General features: G+C 32.3%; 1 protein-coding gene and 1 pseudogene. Both read left to right on the forward strand.

Translation table 11 applies throughout. From position 1 onward, the window contains the following. The first annotated feature begins 177 nt into the window (after positions 1-177). Positions 178-7995: pseudogene (locus QZV03_RS10595) on the forward strand (amino acid adenylation domain-containing protein). A gap of 8 nt (positions 7996-8003) precedes the next feature. Beyond that, a complete protein-coding gene (locus tag QZV03_RS10605; RefSeq protein ID WP_083495824.1) occupies positions 8004-9734 on the forward strand; it encodes an MATE family efflux transporter in 1731 nt (576 codons plus the stop codon). Positions 9735-10527: the final 793 nt, after the last annotated feature.

A 10527-nucleotide genomic window follows, 5' to 3' on the forward strand; every position in this document is an offset into this window, starting at 1 on the left:
CAAACGAGGCGTTTTAAAACGAATCTATCGCAGAGATCTCATTTGGAATGACAATCGCAAAAAGGATTTTGAAAATCAACAAAGTTTTTGAAAGAGTCATTTATTTGTTTATATATGATTTTAAATATTTTGTTTTACATAATTTTAGTATAGTTAAATTTTTTTAGGTGAATAAATATGAATTTCTTTAAATTATCCTCAGCTCAGAAAATGCTTTTATTTTCAGAGATAAATAATCCTCATAATGATTCATTTTATCTTAAATTTAGAAAAGATTATGATTTGGAGGATTTGGAGTATGTTAAAAAAGCAATTAAAATAATATCTGCCCAATATTTGAATTTACAAATTAAAAATGATGATACCGGTAATTTCAAGCAGTATTATATAGATATTGATGTAAATATTGATTCATTTGATGTTTCAAATGAAAATCTAAATGATTTTATAAAAGATTATCTTGATAAACCTTTTGATGATGTATTTGACTCTCCGTTATATAAATGGGCAGTTTTAAAAACAGAATCTTCCGCTGTTTTGATAGGTGTTGTCCAGCATATTTTGCTTGATGGGACTTCTTTATTTTCAATTATTCCTCATGAAATGGATAAGTGCATCGAATCTATTAAAAACAATAGTGAATATGTCCCAATTGATTATTCCTATGAAACTTATGTTGATGAAGAATTAAAATATTTAAAATCTGATGAAGCAAAAAGTGATAAAAAATACTGGTTAAATACTTTAAAGGATTATTCCGGAGACTGGTATTCATTTGATAATTCGGAACTTGGGTATTTTGAAGTTCTTTTAGATCAGACTTCAGATTTTAATTATTCGCCATTTGTAACATCTCTTGCATTAACCTTCTTGTATTTGGCAAAATTAAAACGTGGCAATAACTTATTCAAAGATCTGGTTTTAAACACTTCAGTCCATGGCAGATACTTTGGACAAGATGATGCACTGGGAATGTTTGTAAACACTATTCCATTAAGATTAACCTATGATGAATATTTAACATTTGATGATTTGCTTGCATACTCTAAAAGCGTTTTAAAAGAGGGTTTGGCTCATGCGAAACTGCAGTTCAGCGAGTACACAACTGATTTGAGAAATGCGGGAATTGATCCTGATTGTATTTCTACTATTTCCATCGTGTCAAATTCTACAAATCATGATTCTAAATTCCTGACATATCAAAAGGACATTAAATTCCCGCTTCACTTCAGAATAAATAAAAATTTCTCCGATAAAAATGGTTTGCATTCTATTTTCATTGAATATGATAAAGCATGTTTCCATAAAAGTGAAATCGAATCAATCGGTCAAGGTTTAAAAGATCTATTAAAAGAGGTTAGCATAGATTCATCAAAAAAATGTCGGGATTACAATGTGGATGAAGTGGAATTTTTCAGGGCAGAAAATTATTATAATAATCTGATAAATTCATTTGATAATCCAACATCAATTTCACCGGATGTTAGTGGTGATAAGGTTAAATTTACACAGATTTCTAAAGCAATTGATGAGGATAAGTTACAAAATTTGTCTAACCAGTATAAAATGCCTAAGGAAAAGCTATTGCTCGCAGTTTTCCTATATGATTTAACCAAATTTTCATTTTCAAAAGATATTTTAATTGCTTATAATCGTGTTGCTGCAGGATATCATTTTGACACTGATTTAAGCGTTGAAGAATACTTAAATGATTTTAAAAATTCATTTAAAGAATTCAATAAATATCCCCTTTTAAACAATCAGAAATTAAACTTTGAAAGTGAAATATTATTTTTCATTGATGAATTTGACACTAAAGACTACAAACTTGTCTTTAATTATGAAAGTGGAAAAATCAATATCAGTTATGACGAATCATTCTATTCAAAAGAATTAATGGACGTATTTTTGGAGTCCATTGATGTATTATTGGATAAATTTACCATAAATGAGACATTACTTAATTCTATTTCAATAAGACGTGAAATTGAACTTGATGAGGACTTTGAAATTGATCTGGCTAATGAAGGCGTAATAAATAATATATTTGAAAAGATATCTTTGGAAAATCCGGATAAAACAATACTTTATACAGAGGATGGCGAGTTAACATATGATGAATTAAACAGAAAAGCAAATAAAATAGCCAACAGTTTAATTAAAAATGGGGTTGAAGTTGAAGATAAAGTAATGTTTATGATGAGGAGAAACAGTGATTTGATAGCGGCTGTTTTAGGTATTGTCAAAGCGGGCGCCGCATTTATTCCGATTGATCCGAACTATCCGAAAAACAGGATTGACCAGATATTGGAAGACAGCGATTCAAAATTTGTCATTACTTCTGAGGATATCGAATACGATGGTGAAAACAGATTTGATGTTGGAAAATTACTTGAAGAAAGCGATGATTCAAATCCGAATGTAGAATTAACTCCTGACAATTTATGTTTCTTAATTTATACTTCAGGGTCAACCGGAAAACCTAAGGGGGTAATGATTACTCATAGGGGAATATCAAACTATATTGCCAATGTGGATGAAAATGTTCCGATTTATTAGCTCAACCGTAAATGTGATAAGTTCATATCAATTTCAACAGTGTCATTCATTGTATTTTTAAGGGAGATATTCGGTACAATTTTAAACGGTTTGCCGGTGGTATTTGCAAATGATGAGGAGGCTATTGACCCATTACAATTAGTGGAACTGTTTAAAAAGACTGATGCGGATGGTTTTGGCTCAACACCGACAAGACTGCTTGAATACTTGCAGCTTGAAGAAATTCAGAATGTTGTTGGCGGATGTAAAGTAATTATTGTAGGTGGTGAAGGATTCCCTCCAGTTCTCTATGATAGATTGTCAAAATACACTAAAGCAGATATCTACAATTCATATGGTCCGACAGAAGTTACAATAGCATCACATTACAAATTAATTGACTCTTCTGAAGTAACTGCTGGTTGGAAAATGCTTAATGTAGTTGATAAAATTATGGATATTGATGGAAATCAGCTGCCTGCTTATGTTTCCGGTGAAATATATGTTGGTGGTGCCGGAATTGCAAGAGGATATCTGAATAATCCTGAACAGACCGAAAAGGTGTTCATGGAGTTAAACAACATTCCATATTATAACACTGGTGATTTGGGTAAAAAGGATTCAAAAGGCGAACTGTATGTTGCAGGACGTAACGATACTCAGATTAAACTCAGAGGATTGAGAATTGAGTTATCTGAAATCGAAAGTGTAATAGCAAACTATGAAGGCATTGCATTGTCAAAGGTTGTTGTTAAAAAACTTAACAGTATTGAACACCTTTGCGCATATTTTACTGCAACTTCACAAATTAATTTGGATGATTTAAAACAGCATTTAATCGATTCACTTCCGAAGTATATGGTGCCGTCTTATTTGATACAATTGGACGCTTTTCCAAAAACTCCAAATGGAAAAACTGACTTCAAAAACTTGCCGGATCCTGAAATAAATCTAGATGATTTTATTAAACCGAGAAATGATATTGAAAAAGAACTGTTTGACATTGTCTCAGATATTTTGGGAATGGATGAATTTGGTGTTAATACTGATTTATTCAGCATTGGTTTAACTTCTTTGACAGTTATCCAGCTGACCTCTGCAATATATTCCAAATTAAATGCCCAATTGAATGTTACTGAAATTCTTAAATACAAAACTATTGAAAAAATAGCTTCTGAAATTAAAATTGAAGATGATGAATCGCAGGATATTAAAGAACTTTATCCTTTAACTCCAAATCAACTTGGAGTTTACTTTGACTGCATTAAAAATCTGGATAACACTGCATATAACCTTCCGAAGAAAATGGAATTTAGTGAAGGAATTGATGTTGGCAAACTTAAATCATCAATTATTAAAGCTATTGAAAATCATCCGTATCTCAAAACAAGAATAATAATGGATAACGGTGAAGTATATCAGCAAAGAAGGGATGATTTAAAAATTGATGATATGATTGAAGTTGTTGATGAAGCTGATGTTGATGAGTTTGTAAAACCATTCAAACTGGATGAGGGTCCATTATTCAGATTTAAGATAGTTGGAAACTCAATGCTTTTAGCTGATTTCCACCACATTATTGTTGATGGAACCTCTTTAAACATTTTATTTGATGAAATCTCAAAAATCTATGATGGAAAAGATTATGAGATTGAAGAGCTTGATGGATTTGAATATTGCTTAAATGAGATTAAAACACGCCAATCCGGTTTATATGAGGAGGCAAAATTATTCTTCAATAACAGAGTCAAAGAGTTTGATGATGTAACATTAATTCCACAGGACATTAACGGCGATGAATCACAAGGTAAAGTCGCAATGAATGATATTTTCCTTGAAAAAACCAGTATTGATGAGTTCTGTTCAAAAGCAAATATCTCTCAGAACAATTTGTTCCTGGCAGCAACATCATTTGTTATAAATAAATTCGTATATAATCGTGATACATTAATCGCAACTATCACTAATGGTAGATTCAATCCAAATCAACAGAAAACATTGGCCATGATGGTTAAAACATTACCATTAGCATTGAAATTAAATTCTGATTCAACTCTTAAGGAATACTTTGAATATATAAATGGGGAATGGCTGAATGTATTGACATATTCCGCATATCCTTTAACTGAAATTTCAAATGAATTCGATATTGTTCCTGAAATATTATATGCTTATCATGGAAAAATCATTGAAGACATTGAAATCGGTGGAATGAAAGTTGAAAGACAGTCTATTGATTATGAAGGACTGAAATTCAAAGTCAACATTAATGTTGTGGAAGTTGATGGTCAATACAGAATTTTCTGCGAATATAATGATCAGTTATACTCTGAAACTTTAATCAGCACTTTCCTTGAATCAATTAGAATAGTTTTAAACAAATTCCAGACATTTGATGAAAGCACATTGATGAAAGATATTTCAATCATTGAAAACGATGACTGGGGTGTCGATGATTTGGCATATGATGATGTTCCTGAAGACAGATTAAATAAAATATTTGAAAATCAGGTTGAAATGCATCCTGACAGAGTAATATTATATGCCACTGACGGGGAATTTACATATGATGAACTAAATAAAAAAGCTAACAGAATTGCTCACAGCCTCATTAAAAGGGGTGTCGGTCCTGAAGACAGAATAATGTTTATATTAAATAGGGACAGTAATGTGGTTGCATCAATATTTGGTATTCTAAAATCCGGTGCAGCATTCATTCCGGTGGATTCAGAATATCCATCTGAGAGAATTGAGCATGTTTTAACAGACAGCGAATCCAAATTTATCATTGTGGATGATGTGATTGAGAAGAAAGGTATAGATTTAAGTGGATATGAAGATAATTTGCTTGATGTTAATGAACTGCTCAAAGAAAAAGACACTGCTAACCCTGATCCGGATGTGCATGCAAACAATATGGCATATCTCATTTACACTTCAGGTTCAACAGGACTTCCTAAAGGAGTAATCCTTGAACATGGAAACATTGCAAACTTTGTGTATCCTGACCCAAGGAATGTTTGTACTTATGAACTGGTTCATAATCTTGAAAAAGAAGATTATAAAGTATTGTCCACAACAACAGTTGCATTTGATGTATTCCAGCAGGAAATTATGGGATCACTTTTGAATGGTGTTCCAATGGTATTTGCTAATGATACTGAATATAAAGATCCAATTGAAATGATGGATTTAATCCACAGAACCGGTGCAAATGTTTACATTGCAACCCCATCAAGACTGCTTCAGTATCTTGAAATTGAAGCGATGCAGGAGACTATGTATGGATTTAAGGTATATATTCATGCTGGAGAACCTTTCTCTAAAAGATTATATGAGCTTCTCTCACAAAATTCCAATGGAAAATTCTTTAATATGTACGGGCCAACAGAAACAACTGTCTACTGTAACGGTGTTCAGCTTGAAAGCTCAGATATTCACATTGGAAAAGAATTATTCAACGTTCATGAAATGGTCATGGACTTTGACTCCAATCCATTGCCTCCAAATGTAATAGGGGAGTTATATATTGCAGGAAAAGGGGTTTCAAGAGAATACTTGAATCGTCCTGAGAAAAATGCTGAGGCATATGAAGTTATTAACGGAATAAGATTTTACCGTTCAGGAGATTTTGTTAAGGTCACTGAAGAAGGAGATTATTATGTATTCGGAAGAATGGATAATCAAATCAAACTCAGAGGTTTAAGAATAGAAATTGGGGAAATTGAAGTTGGACTTTCAAAATTCCCAGGAATCAAATCCGTTGCAGTTGTTGTTAGAAAAATCAAAGGCAATGACCATTTATGCGCCTACTTCACAGTTCATGATGAATACAGGGAGGAAAACCGTGGAGAAAACGAATACTCAATTAATATTGATGATTTAAAAGCTTCCCTTGCGGAAAAATTGGTATATTATATGGTTCCAACAGTTTATATGGAACTTGATGAAATGCCTCAAACAGCAAATGGTAAAACAGACCTCAGAAACTTACCTGAACCTGTTTTAATAACAGAATATGTGGCTCCTGAAAATGACATTGAAGCATTCTTTACAAACCTGTTTGGTGAAATCTTAGGACTTGATGAAGTAAGTGCTACAGATAATTTCTTTGAAATTGGTGGAACCTCACTTTTAGTGACCAAAATTACAATGGAGGCACTAAACAGAAACTATAATCTGAACTATGGGGATGTATTTTCAAATCCAACTCCAAGAGCATTGGCCGAATTGGTATTATCCGACCAGTCTGAAGAGAAAAAAGCTGAACTGTCATATGATTATTCCGATATTGATTCATTACTTAAGAAAAACACTCTTGAAAACTTACTTGATGGCGAAATTCAGGATAGTTTGGGAAATATTTTACTCACCGGAGCTACAGGATTTTTAGGAATTCATGTTCTTCGTGAAATATTGGAAAATGAAACTGGTGATGTATACTGTTTCATAAGATCAAACAAAGTATTAAGCGGAGAGGAAAGATTAAAATCACTTCTCTTCTATTATTTCTCCAATGAATACGAAGAGCTTTTCAATGAGAGATTGCACATTATTGAAGGGGATATTACAAACTTTGAAGACTTTGAAAAACTTATTAATGTAAACATTGATACCATTGTCAATTGTGCAGCTAATGTGAAACACTTTTCATCTGGAACGGACATTGAGGACATTAACCTTGGTGGTGTTGTAAACGGGCTTAAGTTTGCTAAAATGAAAAATGCAAAATATGTTCAGGTTTCAACCTACAGTATTGCAGGTGAAAGTATTAACAATTATCCTCCTGTCGATGTTCCGTTCACAGAGCAGGACTTATTCATTGGTCAGGCTGTGGACAATCAGTATCTTAACTCCAAATTCCTCGCAGAAAGGGCAGTTCTTGAAGCTGCGGTAGAGAATGATTTGGATGTTAAAATCATGAGGGTTGGAAACCTGATGGCAAGAAGCTCTGACAGTGAATTCCAAATTAACTTTGAATCAAACGGATTCATTAACCGTTTAAAAGCATTTGTTACAATTGGAAAAATGTCTTACTCAATGATTATGGGCAATGTTGAATTTTCACCAATTGATATGACTGCAAAAGCAATTATTAGTCTGTCAAAAACTCCAAAGGATTGTACTGTATTCCATCCATATGATTATCACAGTATCAGTTTTGGAGATATAATTGAAATCATCAAACCTCTGGGATTGAATATTGAATATGTGGAGGAAGATGAATATCAAAAAGCATTGGATGATGCATTGGCCGATAAATCAAAACAAGAAGGAGTTTCAGGTTTAATTACTTCAATCGGTTCTGGTAAAGTTAAAAAAATCTGGCTTCCTGTATCAAATGATTATACCGTACAGGCATTGTATCGTTTGGGAATTAAATGGCCGTATGTGTCTGAAGAGTATGTCTATAACTTTGTGAAATATTTGGATGATCTGGACTTCTTTAGTATTTAAGGGGATTAATGATGTATGAAAGAAATTATGAATTATTGAGGAGTAAATTCAGTGAATTTTTCCTCCCGACATTATTTACTTCAATGGCAGGAAATATCTGTTTATTTGTGGATGGTTTGATAGTGAGCTTTTTAATTGGTGCATCTAATCTTGCACCAATTCAGATTGTAGCTCCTGTGATTACTTTTGTCAATCTAATCTATTGGATGATTGGATTGGGTGGTAGTGTACTTTGTTCTGTTGCAAAGGCAGAATTTGATGATGAAAAGAGTAATTCATATTTTTCAACATCCATTATTTCACTTTTAGTAATTGGAATACTGATTTCGATATTCGGTTTGATATTTTCAGGCAGTATTACACAGTTTTTATGTTCCTCCCAGCCCGAACTGATTCCTGAGGTAACTTCATATTTCAATTCATTAATTATTGGAATGCCGTTTTTATGTTATATGATGAGTTTATCATACTTTATAAGGGCAGATGGTATGCCGTCACTACCGTTCAGGGCAATATTGATTGCAAATATTGTTAATATATGTTTTGATGTAATTTATATTTCATATTTCCATTTAGGACTTTCAGGAGCAGCATTGGCTACTTCAACAGGTTATCTTGTTGGATCAGTTTTAATTTCATATTACTTTTTTAAAAAGGACCGTACATTGGAATTTATTAAATTAAAATTAGGCAAATTCTTCGCTTTCCTTAAAAAAATTGCAACTTCCGGATTTTCATCTTCTTCAACACAGTTATACTTAACTTTAAAATTGCTTGTAATAAACTTTTTAGTTGGAATATATGTTGGAAAATCCGGTATTGTGGCATTCGGTATCTGCTATAATAGCCTGTTCATATTATATATATTTTTAATAGGAACTGCTCAGACAATGTCTCCAATAGTGTCTGTTTACTTTAAAGAAGAAGACTATTCTGGAGTTAATTACATTATTCACAGGTCTTTAAAAATTGTTGTAATTGCAAGTTTGGCTTTATCTTTGTTATTTATTGTGTATCCTCGGGCGTTATTGTTCCTGTACAGTGTTAAAAATCCTGCAGATGTTCCTGTTGTATTGAATGCTCTGCGAATATTTGCAATAAGTTATGTGGGAACAGCCATTACATTTTTATATACTTTTTATGCTCAGGCAATTCAGAAAAATAAATTATCCACTATTATTTCCCTGCTTGAAGGTTTGGTCTTGCCTATTGGGCTTGCATGCATATTGTCCATTCCATTTGCAGGAAACGGTATTTGGATTTCATTTGCAATCGCTGAAGCATTAACAATACTGTTCATCTTTGCTTATTCAAAATATATCCATAAAAAAACAGAGGGTGAATATTCAGGATTCTTTATCAACAAGCACAATGATGATGAAAAAGTATTTGAACATACAATTAATGGTAATGTAAAAGATGCTGTGGAATTGGCACAAAATGTTCAGAATTATTTATCAGACAATAAATCTGCAGCAATAGTCAGTTTAGCTATTGAAGAGATGCTTGTAAACATCATCAACAACAATGAAACAGTTAATACAATTGACGTAATTGTTAGAAATAATGCTGACAATATTTTAATATCAATTAAGGATACTGGTGTCGATTTCAATCCAGTAGTGGAAAAAGATAATCTTGAATTTGATAATATAAGTGTTTTAAATAAAATTGCAGACAATGTTGACTATTCAAGAGTATTAGGGTTAAATAGTACTGTAATAACTATTAAAAATTAACAACTTCATTATATATCGTATAATGAAGTCATTAATCCATCATCTTATTAGCTAATGCAATATGATAATGGTGATGAGATTAATTCCACTTTTGATATGTGGGGTCAGTGTTTATGTTTGAATTAAATGTAATTTTTTTAAAGTCTTGTTTTGGCCTAATTATGTATGACTTGAAATTTAAAATATTAATCATGTAATTATTTGGAGAGGAATATATGAAAACTCATGTGATAGTTGTATAACTTTTGTTCTCTTAACACTACTTTTTTAGAATCTATTGTTATTAGATATTTTCATCTATAATTGGAGCTGGTGAAAATACAAATCTTGAGCATGTACTATAATCACAGCCACAACCTGAACCAAATAATGACACAAATGTAACTACTTGAGCATTATTGGAAAAGTTGTATGATAAGATGCTTAAATTATTATAAACTTGATGACAAGCAATTATTGTTACGCGAACAGCAACATGAAGCTGATCAAAAGGAACCAAAAGTTGAATAATCCAGATTTGCCATTGCTGATTGGGGAAGTTAATGATGATGTTGTAAATGAAGTCAATGAACATAGTTATATTGAAACTCACGAAAAAGTTCTACCACTTATGCATATTTTTCAATCAACTTTATCTAATGATGCAAGAATACCATGACCTCTTCAAGGTCGTGGATGAATTGCATTAAATGAGGGGGGGTTAGATAGGATTGGACGATTGCTCGTCCGCACCCTCTTAAGAACCGTACGTGTCCGTTTCCAAACATACGGCTCAAGCAGAACTTTATCCGAA

This window comes from uncultured Methanobrevibacter sp., from assembly GCF_902788255.1.
Taxonomy (GTDB): domain Archaea; phylum Methanobacteriota; class Methanobacteria; order Methanobacteriales; family Methanobacteriaceae; genus Methanocatella.